We start from the raw sequence: 17,970 nt of genomic DNA, 5'->3' as shown, positions 1-17,970 counted from the left end.
CCCAACCAAACGTCTGATCGAAGAAGGAACTCGAGCGTGGCCAACATCAAGTCGCAGCAGAAGCGCAACAAGACGAACGAGCGCGCCCGCCTGCGCAACAAGTCGGTGAAGTCGTCGCTGCGCACCGCCGTCCGCGCCTTCCGCGAGGCCACCCACGCCGGCGACAAGGAGAAGGCCGCCGAGCTGCTGGTCTCGACCAACCGCAAGTTGGACAAGGCTGCCAGCAAGGGCGTGATCCACAAGAACCAGGCCGCCAACAAGAAGTCGGCCCTGGCGCAGGCCCTCAACAAGCTCTGAGTTCTCAGCGGCTGCGCTGGGCGGCCAGCTCGGCAACCTGTCTGACCGCGGATTCCAAAGCGTAGTCGGCGTCCGCCACCGCCCCCTTGACGTTCGCGTTGAGCGCGGCGACAACCTTCATCGCCGTGGCCACCGTGTCCCGCGACCAATGCCTCGCCTGTTTCTGGGCCTTTTGCACCCGCCAGGGCGGCATCCCCAGCTGGGACGCCATCCGGTAGGGATCGCCCGACAGCGGGCCGACCCGGCCGATGGTGTGGATCGCCTCGGCCAGCGCGTCCGCCAGCACCACCAGGGGCTCGCCCCGCATCATCGCCCACCGCAGCGCCTCGGCGGCCCCCTCGATGTCGCCGGCCACCGCCTTGTCGGCGATGTCGAAGCCCTTCACCTCGGCCTTGCCGCTGTGATAGCGGCGCACCGCGGCGGCGTCGACCGCCCCGCCGGTGTCGGCGACCAGTTGGGAGCAGGCGGACGCCAACTCGCGCAGGTCGGAGCCGACCGCGTCCAACATCGCGGTCACCGTCGCCTCGTCGGCCTTCACCCGCAAAGCGCGGAACTCCTTGCGGACGAAGTCGATGCGCTCGCTGAGTTTGGTGATCCGCGCGCACGGGTGCAGTTGGGCGCCGAGCTTCTGCAGGTCGGTGGCCAGCGCCTTGGCCCGGCCGCCGCCCGAGTGCACGACCACCAGCACGACGCCCGCCGGCATGTCGGCCGCGGCCGAAACGATCATTGCGGCAGCGTCTTTGCCCGCTTCACCGGCCGACTCGAGCACCACGATGCGCTCGTCGGCGAACAGCGAGGGACTCAGCAGCTCGGCGAGCTCGTAGGTGCTGACGTCACCGGCCCGCATCCGGTTGACCGGGATGTCCGCGTCCTTGCCGGCCCGTTTCCGCGCCGACCGCAGCACGTCGGCCACCGCCCGCTCGACCAGTAGTTCCTCGTCTCCCAGCACCAGGTGCAACGGCGAAACCTCGCTCACCCCATGATGGTGTCACGACCGACCGACGATCCCGGACAGCGCCCAGGCCAGCCCGGCCAGCGCGGCCACCCCCGAGACGACGCGGAACGGGCTCCACCGCCACAGCACGATCGCCAGCACCGTCACACCGCCGACGAGCAGCGTGCCGGGCATGCCCTGCGGGACCGGCACCGTCGCGCCGGGCAGGCCGGCCGCCCAGCGGGCCACGCCGCCCACCCACCACAACTCGGGGCCGGTGAACCGGATGAGCAGCCGCGCGGCGGCCGGCCACACCGGGCAGAGCGCGGCCGCGGCGGTGCCCAGCACCGTGATCGGCGCGATCACGCCCGCCACGACGAGGTTGGCGGCGGCGGCGACCACGCTGAAGCGGCCGGAGATCGCGGCGACCAGCGGCGCGGTCACGATCTGCGCGGCCCAGGCGACGGCCAGCGCATCGGCCAACGGCTTAGGGATCCCCCTTCCCGTCAGCCGCCGCGACCACTCCGGTGCGATGACGACCAGCGCGGCGGTGGCGAGCGCCGACAGCGCGAAGCCGACGTCGACGGCCAGGTGCGGGGCGAGCGCCAATAACAGCAGCACCGTGGCGGCGAGCGCCGGAATGGCTTGCCGCCGACGCGAACTCAGCATTCCCGTCAACGCGATGGCGCCCATCGCCGCGGCCCGCAACACGCTCGCCGTCGGCTGCACGACGATGACGAAGGCCACCAGTGCCAGTGCGGCCAGTACGACCGCCGTCCGGGGGCCGATCAATCGGGCCGAGAACAGCACGGCGGCGCACACGATCGTCACGTTGGCCCCCGACACGGCCATCAGGTGCGTCATGCCGGCCGCGCGGAAGTCGCGGCCCGTGTCGCCGGGCACCGCCGAGGTGTCGCCGAGCACCAGCGCGGGCAGCAGCGCCGCCTCCTCGCCGGGCAGTGTGTCGCGGACGGTTGCGGAGAATCGACCGCGCACGGCGTGCGCCGCCCGTTGCACGACGCCCGCGGTGCCCATCGTCGGCCGGCCCGACGCGTTGAGCACCGCGACCGTCAGGTCGCGCCGCGTCGGGCGGCCGATGCGGGCGCTGAATCGCAGTGGCTGGCCCACCATCAGCCCACCGAAATCCGCGGCGCGCGCGAAAACGACGACGCGCCCGGATATTTCGTCGGCGCGCAGGCGTTGCAGAGTGGCCCGAAACATCAACCGGCCGCTGCCCAACGACACCGGGCTCTCGGTGGGGGTGACCGTGACCGCGGCGGTCACGCCGTATGCCGCGGTGATCGGGTGGCGATCGACGGCGTCGGCGCGCAGCGCGATGGCGAACCCGAATCCCGCCCCCACGACACCGATCGCCGCGAGCCCGGCGCTGATCGCCCGCAACCGCGCACCCCCGCGGCCGCGCAGCGCCCGCCACGCCAGCGCTCCGGAGGCGCCGATCAACGCGACGCAGCACCAGGCGAGGATGCGCCCGATCGGCCACCAGATGCCGCCGGCGGTCACCGCCCAACAGGTCAGCGCCGCCGGCACCAGGCGCACATCGACCCGCACCGCGGGCGAGGCGGCCGACCCGGGGTGATGCACCCGGGTCAGACACGGACCAGGGCGCGCAGCTTCTCCAGCCGCGCCGGCCCGATCCCCTCGACGTCGGCGAGCTGGTCAACGCTGGTGAACTTGCCGTTGGCCTGGCGCCACGCCACGATCGCGGCGGCGGTGACCGGCCCGACCCCGGGCAACGCGTCGAGTTCCTGCACCGTCGCGGTGTTGAGGTTGACCGCCTCGCCCGGTTTCGGCTTGACCGTCCCCGACCGCGGTGGCGGCGCCTTCGACGTGGATGTCGATCCGGAGGCCACCGAACTGCCCAGGGCCGTCGGCTGTCCCGAGACGGGCGCGAGGCCGACCACGATCTGCTCACCGTCGCCGAGCGGTCGGGCCATGTTGAGTCCGATGGTGTCGGCGCCGTTGACCGCGCCGCCGGCGGCCTGCAGCGCGTCGGCGACGCGGGCGCCGGGTGCGAGCGTCACCAGGCCGGGCGTGTGTACCAGGCCGACCACGCTGACGACCACCGGCTGATCGGGTCCGGGCGTCGGGCTCGCCGAGGAGCGTGGGCTCGCCGTCGACACCTTCTCCACCGGCGGCAGCTTGGCCGACATCACCGGCGCCGGCCGGTCGCGCACCAACGTGAAAACCGTGACCAGCACCGCCAGCGCCGCCACGATCGCCAATCCGATGGCGCCCGCGCGTCCCGGGTCGGCGCGCACCTTCGCCACCCAGCCCCGGTCCTGGGACGAGTCGGGCAGCCACCGCGGCAGCAGCGAATTCTGGTCGTCGTTCGGGGCGTCCCCGTCCGGGTCCGCCCCGGAGTCCTCGCCGTGCGGGTCGGTATCCGGTTCGGCGCGCAGCCGTCGCTGCAGGCGCTCGGCCGGAAGTTCTGTTCGCATGGGCCGACCGTAAATCCGCCCACCGCCGCAACCGCCCCGGCGAAGGGCGCCTCCGACCCGTTCTGTGGATTAACCCGAGGCTGTGCACAGGCCCCGCACGGGATGAGCCAAGATGGAGGTTGAGCGAACGACCAGCATCGCCAGAAACCAGCTCTGGGCGATGGGCCGCCACGCTCACCGGAGCAACGACAGGAGGCTGCCATGCAACTGGCGCTCACACCCGAGGAAGCCGCGTTCCGCGACGAACTCCGCAGCGTCTACACGACCAAGATTCCCCAGGAGTTGCGCGACCGGGTGCGCCAGGGCTCGGCGGAAGTGAACCGCGACGACATCGTCACCAGCCACAAGATCTTGCACGAACACGGTTTGGCGGTACCGAACTGGCCGGTCGAGTGGGGCGGCAAGGACTGGACGCCGACCCAGCACCAGATCTGGGCCGACGAAATGCAGCTGGCGTGCGTCCCGGAGCCGCTGAACTTCAACACCAAGATGGTGGGCCCGGTGATCGCCGAATTCGGTTCGGAGGACGTCAAACAACGCTTCCTGCCCCCGACGGCCAGCCTCGACATCTGGTGGTGCCAGGGGTTCTCCGAGCCGGAGGCCGGGTCCGACCTGGCGTCGCTGCGCACCACCGCGGTCCGCGACGGCGACAGCTACGTCGTCAACGGGCAGAAGACCTGGACCACCCTCGGCCAATACGCGGACTGGATCTTCTGCCTGGTCCGCACCGACCCGCAGGCGCCCAAGCGTCAGGCCGGCATCTCGTTCCTGCTCTTCGACATGAACACGCCGGGCATCACGCTGCGGCCCATCAAGACGATCGACGGCGGCCACGAGATCAACGAGGTCTTTTTCGAAGACGTCCGCGTGCCGGCCAATCAGCTTGTGGGAGAAGAGAACAAGGGCTGGACGTACGCGAAATTCCTGTTGGGTAACGAGCGCACCGGCATCGCCGGCGTGGGCCGGACCAAGGTGCGCCTCGCCGAGGTGAAGAAGCACGCCGCGGCCACCGGGGTGCTCGAGGATCCGTTGTTCGCGGCGCGGCTGGCCGAGGCCGAAAACGAGCTGCTCGCACTGGAACTCACGCAGTCACGGGTGGTCACCGACTCCGCTAACGGACAGCCCAACCCGGCCTCGTCGGTGCTCAAGCTGCGCGGCAGCCAGTTGCAACAGATCGCCACCGAACTGCTCGTCGAGGTCGCCGGGCCGGATGCGTTGCCGGCCAACGGCGAAGACATCTCGTCGCCGTCCTGGGCGCAGCACAGCGCGCCGCACTACCTCAACTACCGCAAGACGTCGATCTACGGCGGCAGCAGCGAAGTGCAACGCAACATCATCGCGTCCACCATTCTGGGATTGTGAGGCAGCCATGGACTTTCAGTTGAGCGACGAGCAGTCCCTGCTCCGCGACACCACACGCGACCTGCTGGCGCGCACCTATGACCCGGAAAGCCGCAACAAGGTCATCGGCTCCGAACTGGGCTGGAGCCGCGAGGTCTGGAGCCAGCTCGCCGACACCGGGATCCTCGGGCTGGGATTCGAGCCCGACGAGTCCGGCCAGATCGAGATCGCGGTGGTGCTCACCGAGATCGGGCGGCGGCTGGCCCCGGAACCGGTCCTGCACGCCGCGCTGGGACCCGGTGCGCTGATCGCCGAGCTGGGCAGCCAGGAGCAGAGGCAGCTGCTCGACGAGGTCGCGTCAGGGCAACGGCTGTTGGCCTTCGCCGACCTCGAACCGGGCCAGCGCAAACCGTCGGCCGAGGTGACCACCAAGGCTGCGCGGCAAGGTGATTCGTGGACCGTGAGCGGCCGGAAGAACCCGGTGCTCGCCGGGGACTGCGCCGACACGTTGGTGGTCAGCGCCGCCCTGCCCGACGGCGGCACCGGCCTGTTCCTGGTCGACGCGGGCGCCGCCATTCGGCACCCGTACCGGACCTTCGATGGGCAACGCGGCGCCCAGGTCGATCTCGATTCCGCCCCCGCCGAACCCCTGGGTGAGGCGGCCGACGCGTCGGGCGCCATCCGCAACGCCGTCATCCGTATCCAGTCGGCGCTGTGCGCCGAAGCGCTCGGGGCGATGGAGGAATCGCTGCGCCTGACGACCGATTACCTCAAGACCCGCAAGCAGTTCGGTGTCACGCTGAACAAATTCCAGGCGCTGACACAGCGCGCCGCCGACATGTACGTGTCGCTGGAACTGGCCCGCAGCATGAGCCTGTACGCCGCGATGTCGATCGCCGACGGCAACCTCGACCCGGTGATCGCCTCGCGGGCCAAGCTGCAGATCGGACGCTCGGGCCGGCACATCGCGCAGGAGTCGATCCAGATGCACGGCGGCATCGGTGTGACCGCGGAGTACCCGATCAGCCACTACGCCGCCCGGCTCACCGCGATCGAACACACGCTGGGCACCTCGGGTGAGCACCTGCACAACCTGATCGACCACCTCGGCGACTACGACCTGGCCCGCCTCTAAGGATGGCCGAGCTCTCCGAAAGGGTCGTCTCATTCCTCTCAGCCGGCACCCGTACGGGGATGCTCGGGTACGTCGCCGCCGACGGCCGGCCGCTGGTCACCCCGGTGTGGTTCGTCGTCGATGAGGGTCAGCTGGCCTTCAACACCGGGCGTGACACGTCGAAAGGGCGTGCGATAGCGCGTGATTCGCGTGTCGTGATCTGCGTCGACGATCCCCATCCGCCGTATTCCTTTGTCCAAGTCCAAGGTCTGGCGACGGTCAGCGAGGACCCCGCGGACGTGCTCGACATCGCCACCCGCACCGGCGCCCGGTACATGGGCGCCGAACGCGCCGAGGAGTTCGGCCGCCGCAACGCCGTTCCCGGCGAGTTGGTGGTGCGGGTGCGACCGACCAAGATCAACGCGGGGTTCGACATCAGCGACTGAGCGCTTAACGGGTCGAGCGTCGACTTGTTGGGCCGACACCGGTTTTCCGCGCCACAAGTCCACGTTCGTGCGGGCGCGCACGCGCCGGACGTTACGACGCCTCCTCGACCGGTTCCGGTTCCGCGTCGGGCAGCTGGGCCACCAGATATTCGGCGAGCCCCCCAATGGTCGGATAGTCGAAGACCGCCGTCGCGTTGATCGTGAACTTGCCGCCGAACTGGCTGTGCAGCCGGTTGCGGAGCTCGATCGCCATCAGCGAGTCCGTACCCAGGTCCAAGAACCGACTGCTCGCGGCGGGCGGCGACGCGAGCCGCAGGAAGTTCTGCACCTCCCGCTGCAGGAATTCGGTCACGAAGCCGGCGCGCTGGGGCACCGGAACCTCCATCAGCTGCTTGAGCAACTCACTGTCGCCGGTCACCTCTCCTGCGGCACTGGGCAACACCAGATCGAGGATCGGCGGACGCGAACTGCCCAGCACCTTCGCGGCACGCTGCCAGTTGGCCTTGAGGACGGTGGCCTGCCCGGTTCCATTCGCGACGACCTCGGCGAGCGCGCCGAGCGCGGCCGACGGCTCCAGCGGAATCAGGCCCTGCGCACTGATATTGGCGGTCGCGGCGTCCGAAGAGGCCATGCCCCCTTGGGCCCAGGGGCCGAAGTTGACACCGGTGGCCGGCAGGCCTTGCGCCCTGCGCTGCGCGACCAGGCCGTCGAGCAGCGCGTTGGCGGTCGCGTAGTTGGACTGGCCGGGCGAACCGAACAAGCTCGACACCGACGACGACACGATGAAGAAGTCCAGCTCGTCGGCCTTCGTCAGCCTGTCCAAGTGGTAGGCGCCGATCGCCTTGGGCGCCACCGTCGTTCGGAATCGCTCCACGGTCTGCTGAGACAGGAGCGCATCGTCGAGCACGCCCGCCAGATGCACCACACCGGCCAGCGGCGGCAACTCGGTGCGGATGCGCTCCAGCAGCCCCGCCACCTCGGACTCGTCGCCGACATCGGCGGCGAAGACATGGATGCGGCACTTGTAGCGCTCGGTGATCTCCTCGATCAGCCGTTGCGCGTCCGCACCGGGCTCGCGCCGGCTGGTCAGCACGATGTCACCGGCACCGAGTTGGGCCAGATGCGACGCCGTGTGCAGTCCGATCGCGCCGAGCCCGCCGGTGATCAGGTAGCTCCGATCATCGCGCGGCTGCAGCGGATTCGGCATCTGGACCACGATCTTCCCGATGTGCCGCGCCTGTTGCATGCGGCGGAACGCGGCCCTCGCCTCGGTGAGCGGATAGATCTCGGCGGGCAGCGGCGTCCACTCACCACCGGCCAAACCTTGCGAAACCTCGGTGAGCAAGTCGCGAATGCGATCGGGTTCGGTGAACATCACCGTGTCCAATGCCACGATCTCGTAGGCGATATCGGGACGCGCCTCGGCCATCTGCTCGGGTGTCCAGATGTCGCGCTTGGCGATCTCGGCGAAGCGGCCGTTCTTGGCGGTGGCCTTCAGCGTCGCCTCGATGAACCCTTCGCTGGTCAGGGAGTTGAGGACCACGTCCACGCCGGCACCGTCGGTGTCCGCCAGGATCTGATCGGCGAAATCCGTTGTACGCGAGTCGTAGACGTGCTTCACACCCAGCTTGCGCAGCGTCGCGCGCTTGAAGGTGCTGGCCGTGGCGAACACTTCGGCACCGCACCGCTGGGCCATCTGGACCGCCGCCAGACCCACACCGCCGCTGGCGGCGTGGATGAGAACCTTGTCACCAGGCTTCAGCTGCGCCCAGTCGAAGGACAGCCGCACCGTCAGCGCCGCGGCGGGAATCGTGGCCGCCTCGACCGCGCTCACCCCGTCCGGGATCGGCGCCAGGAACTGGGCGGGCACGTTGAACCGGCTGGAGAACGCCCCCTGCATCGAGCCGTAGACGCGTTGCCCCACTTCGACTCCGGTGACGCCGTCGCCCAATTGGGTGACGACGCCGGCGAAGTCGCCGCCGATCGGTCCGGGATCGCCCGGGTAGAGGCCGAGGACGTTGAGCACGTCGCGGAAGTTGAGGCCTGCGGCCTCGACCCGGACCTGCACGTAACCCTCGTCCGGCGCGGGGACGTCCTTCTCGGTCAGCCGCAGGTTGTCGATCGCGCCGCGTTCGGTGGGCGCCAGGACGTAGTCGCGCCCGCGCGGCACCGTGAGATGACCGCTACGCGCCCACGGCAACAGCCGCGAGGCCAGCAGCTTTCCTTGCCGCACGGCCAGTTCCGGTTCGTCCACCGGGGTGGCGAGCAGTGCGGCCAAAGCGTGCACGGCTTCGGGTGAGCCGTCGCAATCGACGAGTTTGGCGCGCAGCGCCGGCTCCTCGTTGATCGTGGTGCGGCCAAAGCCCCACAGCGCTGCCTGCACCGGGTCGACCGGCTCGCCGGATTCGGTGGCCACCGCACGCTCGGTGACGATCCACAATCCGCCGGGCAACTTCACATCGCCGTTTTGTGAGCCGCGTTGCACGGTGTGCACGACGCTGAGCAGATTGGCGATTTCGGTCTCGAGGCGCGCGGTGACGTCCGCGCTCGACTCTTCCCCGCTCGGCGCCTTGCCGCGCCAGACGACACCGGAGAACGGCAGCCCGCGCTCGTGGGCTTGAGTCAGCACCTGCCCCAAGAGCTCCTGGTCCGCGTTCCGGTCGAACGGGATGCAGCCCGGCACCTTGGCGGCCAGTTCGTCGAAGCCGGCGATCAGCCATGTGCCGCTTGGGTTCTCGGCCTCATCACCGGATGCGGGCGGCGGTACCTCGTGCCAGCCGAGGGTGTAGAGCAGACGGGTGGCGTCCCCACCGAGGCCGCGCAGCAGGGCCTCGCGCGGTGCGCGCTTGACCGTGAACTCGCGAATCCCGCCCAGGTGACGGCCATCCCGATCGACGAAATCGAGGTCGAAGACCTGGGTTTCGCTGTTGAGTTCGCTGCTGTGCCACCTCGCGCGGCAGTAGAACCGCCGAGGCATCTTCTCGCGCAACGACACTTGCCCGTATCGGAGCGGCAGGAACAGGTCGTTGACGCCCTGTTCGGCCGCGAGAAGCGCCGGGAAGGCCGGGAAGGCGACGCCGGTGCACAGGTCCATCAGCACCGGATGCATCGGCTCGCTGCCGAGTTGTTCGGCGAGTTCTTCGCCGACGAGGATGTCGCCGATCGCCTCACCCTCGCCGAGCCAGAGTGATTTCAGCGAACCCGACCAGGTCGGCCCCCACGCCAGCTCCAGGTCGGCGAAGGTCTCAAACAACTCCTGCGGACGCATGCGGTTCAAGCGTTCGATCGCTTCGTCGACCGGGTCACCCTGGGATACCGGCTCGTCATCGGCGCCGGCGCTGACGGTCCCTTCGGCGTTCAACGACCATTCGGCGCCGCGTTCGCCGTACGGGCGGCTGTGCACTTGGAACGTGGACTCACCGCCGTCCTGCAACGGGTGCAAGGTCAGCTGCACCTCTCGAGAACTCTTCTCGGGCAAGATGATCGGCTCGTAGAAGAAGACGTCCTTCACTCGCGCCGGGGCGCCGACCGCGGCCAAGGCCATCGCCGCGTACGTCGCGCCGGGGACGACGACGGTCCCATAGATGACGTGATCGGACAGCCACGGCTGCGATTTGACGGACAACCTGCTGGTGTAGACCGAGTCGCCCGAGGCGAGGTCTTTCGCATTGCCGAGGATGCCCGAGGACGAACCGGCCCCTCCGTCGACGGCGATGCCGGACGTCTTGGGCCAGAAGCGGCGGCGCTGGAAGGGATAGGTGGGCAGCTCGAGCCTGCGACGCGGCTGACCCTGCAGCGCAGCGAAATCGGGGCGAAGCCCGCCGACGTAGGCCGCGGCCAGCGCGTCGGCGATCTGGCGCCGATCGCTCACGCCTTTGCGCAGCGAGACGATCGCCCGCGGCGCGGACAGGTGCTCCGGCCAGACCTGCACCGCGGCGCCGGACAGCACCGGTTGCGGCCCGATCTCCATCAACACCGAGCAGCCCAGCGCCGCCACGGTGCGCACACTTTCGGCGAACTGCACGGGCTGGCGGGAATGCCTCCGCCAGTACTGCGCGTCGAGCGGCGTCTGGGCCGTGAGCACAGCACCGGTGCGGTTGCAGACCAGCGGCATCGTCGGGGCGGCGAACCGGAATTGCGCTGCGTACGACTCGAATTCGTCGAGCACCGGATCCAGCAGTTCCGAGTGGAAGGCGTGGCTGGTCTGCAGCCACGTGCAACGGATCCCCTCGTCACCGCACTTGGCGACGATCTGCTCGAGATTCTCACCCGGCCCCGACAGCACAGTGTTGGGCCCGTTGTAGGCCCCGACCGACACTCGCGGGAATTCGCCGGCGGCCTGCTCGACGTGCTTGGCGTCGGCGAACACCGCCACCATGCGCCCACCTTCGGGCAGGCTGCCGAACATCCGGCCGCGCTCGGCCATCAGCCGGGCGCCGTCCTCGAGACTGAACACGCCTGCGACACATGCCGCCGCGTACTGGCCCACGCTGTGCCCCAGCACCACATCGGGTTGGATCCCCCACGACTGCCAAAGCCGGGCCAGGCCCATTTCGACGGCGAACAGCGCCGGCTGCGCAAACGACGTGTGCCGCAGCCTTTCCCCGGCTTCGCCACCGGTTTCGCGATCGGTGGCGAACAGCACCTCCAGCAAGGGGCGCGGCAATATGTCACTGACCGCGTCCGCACACCGCGTCACGGTTTCGGCGAAAACCGGCTCGCTGTCGAACAACTCACGCGCCATCCCCGGATACTGACTGCCCTGGCCGGTGAACAACCATGCCGTCGTCGGGTGATGTGTGTGCTCGCCGCGCACGACGCCGGGCCGCAGGCGGTTCTCCGCCAATTCGGCCAGCGCCTCGCGCGCACCCTCAACCGAGTCCACGACCAGTGCGGCGCGATGTTCGAAGTGCGAGCGGCCCGTTCCGGCGGTGAGGCACACCTCGGCGAGATCCACATCCGGGTGGGCGGTCAACCAGTCCTGGTAACGGCGGGTCAACGCCACCAGCGCCTCCGGAGACCGAGCGGACAGCGCCAGCACCCGCGCCTGTCCGGCCCGAGCCTCCGACGCCGACGCGTCGTCGTCGGCAACGCGCCGGTCGGTGGAGGCAGGCGCCTCCTCGACCAGAACGTGCGCGTTGGTGCCGGTGAACCCGAAGGAACTCACGCCGGCGCGGCGCGGTCTGCCGTTGGGCAGCCACGGCATCGCCGCGTCCACGACCCGCACCGGCAGCGAATCCCACGGGATGTGCGGCGACGGCTCCTCGAAGTGCAGGCTTTGCGGCAGGACCTCGTGCTGCAGCGACAACACGACCTTGATCAGACCTGCTGCGCCTGATGCCGATTCGGTGTGTCCGATGTTGGTCTTCACCGAGCCCATCAGCAGCGGCCGGTCCGCGTCGCGGGAGTCGCCGTAGGCGGCCGCGGCCGCCTGGACCTCGATCGGATCACCCAGCGGCGTGCCCGTCCCGTGCGCCTCGAGATAATCGACGTCCCCGCCCGTCAGTCCGGCGCGGGCCAGCGCCGAGCCGATAAGCCGTTGCTGTGCACCACCATTGGGCACCGTCAAACCGCTGGACGCCCCGTCCTGGTTCACCGCGCTGCTGGGGATGACCGCGCAGATCCGATCACCGTCGCGCTCCGCGTCGCTCAGCCTCTTGAGCACGAGAATTCCGCATCCTTCGCTGCGCACATAGCCGTCGGCGGAGGCGTCGAAGGTCTTGCATCGCCCGACGGGGGAAAGCATCCGCGCGCGGGAGGCCGCGACGACCGTCACCGGACTCAGCAGCACGTTCACGCCGCCGGCCAACGCCATGTCGCAATCACCGGAATGCAATGCCTGGCAGGCCTGATGGACGGCGACCAACGCCGAGCTGCACGCGGTGTCGATCGCCACCGCCGGTCCTTCGAACCCCAGCGCGAAGGCGACCCGGCCGGAGATGGCGTTGAGCGCGTTACCGGTGATGAAGTGGGGTTCGATCTTGTCGATCGACTCCGAGGACAGCAGGTGCGCATATTCGTTGGCCGCCACACCCACGAAAACTCCGGTTCGGCTGCCGCGCAGGGCGGCCGGGGCGTACCCCGCCCTTTCGAGGCCCTCCCATACCGTTTCGAGCATCAGCCGCTGCTGCGGCTCGATCCAGACGGCCTCGCGGGGTGAGATGCCGAAGAATTCGGGATCGAAGCCGTCGATCCCGTCGAGGAAGCCGCCGAACCGCGTGTACGTCTTGCCCGCAGCGTCCGGATCCGGGTCGTAGAACTCGTCGATGTCGAATCGGTCCTCGGGGACCTCTCGGATCGCATCGACACCCCCGGACAGCACCTCCCAGAACGCTTCCGGGTCGGGCGCGCCGGGGAAACGGCATGACACCGCGACGATCGCGATCGGTTCATCGGTGCGCGTCGTCGCGACCGATGCCGGCTGCGGCCTTGGTTTTGACGATGCCTGATCGCCGAGCTCGAGCACGTCGTTGAGCAGATAGTCGGCCACGTCGGACAGCCGCGGGTGATCCATCGCCAGGGTGGCCGGGATCTCCTTGCCTACCCCCTGTTCGATGCGGCGGCGCAACTCGACGGCCATCAACGAATCCATGCCGAGGTCGAAAAAGCCTGCGTCCTCGCGGATCTCCGCGGCATCGACGCGGGTCACCTCCGCCACCGCGTCGCGCAGGTAGTCGGTGAGAAGTTTCTTGCGCTGCTGCACCGGAGCGCCGGTGAGCCGCTCCACCAAAGCGGTCTTGCCCGAGGACGTTGCGGACGGCGTCGCGGCGGTCATCAGGCTGGGCACCTCGCGCTCGAGCTCCGCCAGGAACGACCGCCTACCCGCTTGCTGATAGAGCGGCAAGAAGCGGGCCCAGTCGATACGGGCCACGACACCCTGCGCCGGGCCCTGCGCCGAAGCGGCCGCCACGGCATCGGCCAGACCCGCGAGCGCATCGGCCGGAGACAACGTCTGGACACCGCGCCGATCCAGTCGCGCACGGGATTCCGCGTCGGCCATGCCCGCCGACCACGGCCCAAAGTTGACGCTGACCCCGAAGATGCCCTGCTCCCGCAGGCGCCACGCCAGCCCGTCGAGGAAAGCGTTCGCGGCGCCGTAGGCGGTCTGGCCGAATCCGCCCCACACCGAGGCGATCGAGGAAGTGCTGATGAAGAAGTCGAGTTTCAGGTCGACCGCCGCTTCGCTCAAATGCCAAGCGCCCCAGACCTTGCCGGCGAAGACGCGATCGACCTCGGCGTCCTGAAGCGCGCTCAGCGGGGTGGTGCCGATCTCGCCTGCGGCGTGCACGATGCCGGCCAACGGTGGCAGCTCGGCCTGCACGCTTGCCAGCAGGCGTGCGACGTCGTGCGCGTCGGCGACATCGCCGGCCACGGCCCGGATGGTGCAGCCGTGCTGTTCGCACAGTGCGTCGATGCGCTGTTGCGCGGCATCGCTGGGCGCGCGTCGGCTGGTCAGCACCAGATTCCGGGCGCCATTCGCGGCCAGGTATCCGGCGATCTCCAGTCCGATCGCTCCGAGTCCGCCGGTCACCAAATACGTTGCGTCGTCGCGCAGTTGCAGCGGTACACCGCTCGGCGGCGCAGAGCGCCGGGCCAACCGGGGCATGTAAACCGCCCGATCACGCAGCGCGAGCTGGTCGTCCCGAACAGCCGAGCCGTGCGACGCGGCGATCCGGTCGATGAGCGCAGACCATTCGTCGGCTGCGTTGTCGCCGCCTTCTGACAGGTCCGCGAGTCCGCCCCACACGTGCGGGAGCTCCAGCGAGGCGGCACGGCCGAATCCCCACAGGCAGCTCTGATGCGGCGCCACGGTGTCCGTGTCGGTGACGCGCTGCGCGCCACGGGTCACGATCCAGATGGGGCTGCGCAGTTCGGCGGCCACCGCCGCGCGGAAGAGCCGCCGCGTCCCGCCCAGGATCCGGTGTTGCATCCGCAACAGTGAGCGCATCGACGGTGCGGCCGCGGCCTCCAGCGCCGCGACATGCACGATGCGTAACGTCGAATCGTCGGTTGCCGCCGCGCGCAACGCGTCGGCGAGCGCTTCCTCGTCCGCGTCGGAGACCGGCAATCCGACGACCCGGTGCCGGTGGTTGCGCGCACTCAGCAGCTCGACCAACGGCCGGGCCGCGTCGGCATCGTCGGCGACGACGATCCAGCCGGAGCCCTCGTCCACCTCCGCGCGGGAGAGCGGGGAATTCGACTTGTCCCAGCGGATTTCGTAGCGGTCCTCACCGATGGAACGGCTCATGCGCTGTTGATTGTGTTGCGCCGCAAGCTTGGTGAGCATCTGCAGGGTTTGACGGTCGTCGCTCGCACCGCCGAGCAGGGCGGCGAGTTCCTCGATCCGGCCGTCCTCGAGGAGGCGGACGGTTTCGGTACGCGGTCCGCCGACGTCCTGGGGTCGGTCGGGGCGCTCGCGATCATCCCGGAACCAGTATTGGCGGCGCTCGAACGGATAGGTCGGCAGGTCGATCTTTCGCGCGGACGCTTGCCGGAAGGCGGCGAAGTCGGGCAGGTGGCCCAGCACGTACGCGTCGGCGACCGCTTCGGTGATCTGCCGGTGGTCGGCGGTGTTTCGGCGCAGCGACGTGATCACCCGTGGTGCGGTGGCCTGGTCGGGCCACGCGCCGAGGGCCGCGGCGGTGAGCACCGGTCGCGGGCCGATCTCGAGCAGCAATTTGCAGTTCAGCTCGGCAAGGGTGCGCACGCTCTTGGCGAATTCCACCGGCTGGCGGGCGTGCCGGCGCCAGTAGGCACCGTCGAGCTTCACACTGCGGCCGAGCGCGGCCCCGGTGCGGTTGTCGATCAAAATCCGTTGCGGCGTGGTGAAGTTGAATCGCCCCGCATACGATTCGAATTCGTCGAGGATCGGGTCCAGGAGCGCCGAGTGGAACGCGTGGCTGGTGTCCAGCCAGTCACATCGGACACCGTCGGCCGTCAATCCGGCCACTGCGTGCTCCAAATCGGCTGCCGGCCCAGACAATACGGTGTTGGCGCCGTTGTAGGCGGCGACAGACAGGCTGGGAGACTCGTCGGTCAACCGCTCGACCCGCTCGGCGGCGGTGAACACCGCGACCATCCGGCCCCCCGCGGGCAGACTGCCGAAGAGGCGACCGCGTTCGGCCATCAACAGCGCGCCGTCCTCGAGACTGAGCACGCCCGCGACGCAGGCCGCCGAGTACTGGCCGACGCTGTGCCCCAGCACCACGTCCGGCTCGAAGCCCCACGACTGCCACAGCCGCGCCAGGCCCAGTTCCACCGCGAACAAGGCGGGCTGTGCGTAAGAGGTCTGCTGCAGCGTCGCTTCGCTGTCCGGGCTGTCCACATCGAAAATGACGTCCAGCAACGGCTTTTCGAGGACGTCGGCGACCGCGGCCGCGCAGCGGTTCAGCGTCTCGGCGAACACCGGCTCGGTGCCGAACAGCTCCCGGGCCATGCCCGGGTACTGGCTGCCCTGACCGGTGAACAGCCACGCCGTCTTCGGTCGGTCATGGGATTCTCCGCGAAACAGACCCGGCGCCGGGCGCTCCTCGGCGAGCGCGCCAAGCAGCTCCATGGCGGAGTCCCGCGAATTGACCACCAGCGCGGCGCGCTGCTCCAAGTGCGCTCGCCCCGCCCCGGCGGTAAAGCACACGTCCGCCAGGGTGGCCTCCGGGTGGGCGCCCAGCCAGGCACGGTAGTCCTCGGCGAGCCGCATCAACGCGGCGGGCGTTCGCGCCGACAGCGGAAGGATGCTGAACCGCCGGTCGCCGGACGGCTCGACCGGGAGCGGGGCCGCGGGGGCCGGTTCCGCTTGCTCCGGCGCTTCCTCCAGGATGACGTGAGCGTTCGTCCCGGCGAATCCGAATGAGCTGACTCCCGCAATGCGCCGCTGCCCGTTGCGTTTCCAGGGCGTGGCCTCCTTGACGACCTCGACCGCCAGCCGTTCCCAGGGGATGTGGGGCGACGGGTTCTGAAAGTGGAGGTGCTGCGGCAGCAGCTCGTTCTCGAGGGACAGGATCACCTTGATCACGCCCGCGATACCCGCGGCCGCCTCGAGGTGCCCGATGTTGGTCTTCACCGAGCCCATCAGCAGCGGCTGGTCGGGTTCGCGCCCGGCCCCCAGCGCCGCACCCGCGGCCTGGGCCTCGATGGGGTCGCCCAGCGATGTCCCGGTGCCGTGCGCTTCCAGGTACCCGACATCGCGGGGCTCGAGGTCGGCACGCTTGAGCGCGTCAGCGATGACCCGTTGCTGGGCAACTCCGTTCGGGACCGTCAATCCGCCCGAAGCGCCGTCCTGGTTGATCGCGCTGCCGCGGATCACGGCCCGAATCCGGTCCCCGTCGCGCATCGCGTCCTCGAGACGCTTGATCACGATGACGCCGCACCCCTCGCCGCGCACGTAGCCGTCCGCGGCCGCATCGAAGGTCTTGCACCGACCGTCGGGCGCGAGCATGTGCGCGCTGGAGAACGTGATCATGGTGGCCGGGGTGAGCAGGACGTTCGCGCCGCCGGCCAGCGCGAGGTCGCATTCCCCCAAGCGCAGCGCTTGGCATGCCTGATGGATGGCCACCAGCGACGAGCTGCACGCCGTATCGACGGCAACCGCGGGACCCTGCAGCCCCAACCGGTAGCTGATCCGGCCCGCCGCGGCGGCGTTCGACGTCCCGATGGCCATGTAGGCCTCGATCTCGGGATAGGTCAGCTCGTCGGAGGCCATTCCCAGGTAGTCGTGCGTGGCCAATCCGACGAAGACACCGGTGTTGCTGTCAGCGAGATCCGTTGGCGCGTAGCCCGAATGCTCCACCGCGCGCCACGCCGTTTCCAGCAAGATCCGGTGCTGCGGGTCCATCAACCTGACCTCGCGCGTCGACAGACCGAAGAACGGGGCGTCGAACCCCGTCACGTCGTCGACGAAGCCCGCACGACGGGTGACGACCTTGCCCGGCGCACCCGGTTCCGGGTCGAAGAATTCGTCGGCGTCCCACCTGTCCTGCGGCACATCGGATATCGCATCCCGGCCGTCGCGCAAGACATCCCAGAACTCATCCGCATCAGCGGCTCCCGGAAACCGCGCCGCATAGCCGACGATCGCAAAACCCGATGCCGACTCCCCCAGACCTTCGACGGATGCCATGCGCTTGTCCTCTCTTGGCCGGTCAAGATCGATCCCGCGGGGGGCCAGCTGCGCTCGGAGCATCATTCCGGAGGCCAGCACCGCATGTGCAGCGCCGCACCGCGCAGCGGCAGCCAGCGTGGCCGCCACCCTGCGTCCCCGCCCGGCCGCTCGATCGACACAACTCGATCGCCGCAACTCGGTCGCCAAAGGCCGGTCGGATCCCTGAGCGAGTGTAGGCGGTGCCCGCGCACGGGTGCGACGGCGATCACGCGCAGGGTTAT

General features: G+C 69.4%; 8 protein-coding genes. 4 read left to right on the top strand and 4 right to left on the bottom strand.

What is annotated here, in order from left to right:
• The first annotated feature begins 36 nt into the window (after nt 1-36).
• Entirely contained in the window at nt 37-297 is a 261-nt protein-coding gene (gene rpsT, locus AC0KTM_RS06075) for a 30S ribosomal protein S20 (protein WP_067171559.1), read from the top strand.
• 4 nt (nt 298-301) lie between these two features.
• Here rpsT and holA read toward each other — a convergent pair whose 3' ends face one another.
• From holA to AC0KTM_RS06060, 3 genes are read right to left on the bottom strand one after another with little or no spacing between them, the layout of a single operon-like run.
• Complete coding sequence (gene holA / locus AC0KTM_RS06070; RefSeq protein ID WP_238958008.1) at nt 302-1,255, bottom strand: DNA polymerase III subunit delta; 954 nt, start codon at nt 1,253-1,255, stop codon at nt 302-304.
• Between the two features lie 30 nt (nt 1,256-1,285).
• The gene (locus tag AC0KTM_RS06065) at nt 1,286-2,788 is read right to left on the bottom strand and encodes a ComEC/Rec2 family competence protein (protein WP_472417381.1); all 1,503 of its coding nucleotides are present in this window, start codon (nt 2,786-2,788) and stop codon (nt 1,286-1,288) included.
• 50 nt (nt 2,789-2,838) lie between these two features.
• The gene (locus AC0KTM_RS06060; RefSeq protein ID WP_225327139.1) at nt 2,839-3,690 is read right to left on the bottom strand and encodes a ComEA family DNA-binding protein; all 852 of its coding nucleotides are present in this window, start codon (nt 3,688-3,690) and stop codon (nt 2,839-2,841) included.
• A gap of 201 nt (nt 3,691-3,891) precedes the next feature.
• On the opposite strand from AC0KTM_RS06060, the gene AC0KTM_RS06055 reads away from it, so the two are divergent.
• Genes AC0KTM_RS06055 through AC0KTM_RS06045 form a run of 3 tightly spaced genes read left to right on the top strand, consistent with a single transcriptional unit; the run spans nt 3,892 to nt 6,591 of the window.
• A complete protein-coding gene (locus tag AC0KTM_RS06055; protein WP_225327138.1) occupies nt 3,892-5,052 on the top strand; it encodes an acyl-CoA dehydrogenase family protein in 1,161 nt (386 codons plus the stop codon).
• Nucleotides 5,053-5,059: 7 nt separating this feature from the next.
• Nucleotides 5,060-6,166, top strand: a complete 1,107-nt coding sequence (locus AC0KTM_RS06050) for an acyl-CoA dehydrogenase family protein (protein WP_238957545.1) — start codon at nt 5,060-5,062, stop codon at nt 6,164-6,166.
• A 2-nt stretch (nt 6,167-6,168) separates the two neighbouring features.
• Complete coding sequence (locus AC0KTM_RS06045) at nt 6,169-6,591, top strand: PPOX class F420-dependent oxidoreductase (RefSeq protein ID WP_225327136.1); 423 nt, start codon at nt 6,169-6,171, stop codon at nt 6,589-6,591.
• A gap of 91 nt (nt 6,592-6,682) precedes the next feature.
• Here the strand turns inward: AC0KTM_RS06045 and AC0KTM_RS06040 are convergent, their stop codons facing one another.
• A complete protein-coding gene (locus AC0KTM_RS06040) occupies nt 6,683-17,707 on the bottom strand; it encodes a type I polyketide synthase (protein ID WP_472415168.1) in 11,025 nt (3,674 codons plus the stop codon).
• Nucleotides 17,708-17,970 lie beyond the last annotated feature (263 nt).

This window comes from Mycobacterium sp. NTMscope_Eco_3 (assembly GCF_976985685.1).
This window is presented reverse-complemented; position numbering and strand designations above follow the sequence as displayed.